The organism is Pseudomonas sp. CFBP2511 (assembly GCF_030209255.1).
GTDB lineage: Bacteria > Pseudomonadota > Gammaproteobacteria > Pseudomonadales > Pseudomonadaceae > Aquipseudomonas > Aquipseudomonas avellanae.
Genome location: NZ_JARVSI010000043.1, coordinates 1 through 1,354 on the forward strand (window position 1 = coordinate 1; position 1,354 = coordinate 1,354).

Genomic DNA, 1,354 nt, shown 5'->3' on the forward strand with positions numbered 1-1,354 from the left:
GCAAATGTATGGTCAGCCCACCTCCTGCAATCGCAGTTCGATGAGCGGTAAAGCATGCTTGCGCTAATGTATCCGGGCTCATTCTGGGCAATTTCGCTGCCCGGCCCTTGATGAGTATTCGCCGCCTTACTGTCCTCAAAAATCCCTAAAGCCTCGAAGGCTGCTTTGCCTATCAGGTTTTCAGTCTGGCCATGAGCTGTTTATCGTCATCATCACTGCGTCGCAAAAGCCGGTACGCCTATGTCCTACTCAGATCATTGATGCGTTGTAAGTGCTACCTCGTCTGAGCACCGCCCATACGATTCTTGCCAGCTTGTTCGCTAAAGCACATGCCACCTTGTTCGGATGCTTGCGTGCCAACAAGTCTCTTACCCACTGCCCAAGGGCATCATCGCGGCGTTCTATTCGAATCATGAGCGCTCGAGAACCTTGCACCAACAGGGTTCGCAGGTGCCTGTCACCTCGCTTGCTGATACCCAGCAATACGGGTCTCCCGCCTGTAGAGAACTGTCTGGGAACCAGCCCCAGAAAAGCGGAAAGGTCTCGTGAGGCTCGAAAATTGGAAGCGTCACCCAGATCCGCTACAAATGCGCTGGCGGTAATAGGACCAATGCCAGGAATCGTCATCAAGCGTGTACCAGCATCGTCTTGCGCCAGTTGCTGCTTGATTTGCGCATCACAGGCCTTTATTTCGGTATCAAGGCGATGAATATCCTCCAGCAAATGCTCCATGACCCTTTTGAACTGCAGCGGCAGGTCGCTACGTGAATCGTCAATCAGCTCAGGCACTTTGGCGATCGCTGCCTTGGTGGCTGGCAAGGCAATTCCGAACTCAAGCAAAAAACCATGCACCCTGTTGATGGCTTCAGTACGGTGGCAAACCAGTGACTCGCGAAGACGATGTTGTACAGAAAGTACCTGCTGCTCCACAGTCTTGACGGCAACGTAATGAGTACGTGGTCTGGAGGCCGCCTCGCATATAGCTTCGGCATCGATGAAGTCATTCTTGTTGCCCGTCACGTAGGGCTTCACATGTTGCGGAGCAATCAACTTCACCCGGTGCCCCAGCGAGGCGAGTTTCCTGGCAAGCCAGTGAGAGCCACCGCACGACTCCATTGCAATGGTGCAGGGTTCAATCTGAGCCGCAAACTGCAGAAGGCGATTGCGATTGAAGCACTTGCGTAATACTTGGTGGCCGCCTGCATCATGGCCTATGAGGTGAAAACTGTTTTTACCAATGTCGATGCCTAAGAGCTTGAGGCCGTTTTTCATGAGTGATCTCCTCGACGTTAGAGAGAAACCCGGAAAGTGTAGACACTCCGGGTTTCTCGGATCGGGCTGACCATCTCATTAT

Annotated in this window: 1 protein-coding gene; it reads right to left on the minus strand. The window is 53.0% G+C overall.

The annotated features are described in order from the left end of the window. Positions 1 to 249: 249 nt before the first annotated feature. A complete protein-coding gene (locus QRN38_RS27625) occupies positions 250 to 1,272 on the minus strand; it encodes an IS110-like element ISPsy7 family transposase (RefSeq protein ID WP_011103120.1) in 1,023 nt (340 codons plus the stop codon). Positions 1,273 to 1,354 lie beyond the last annotated feature (82 nt).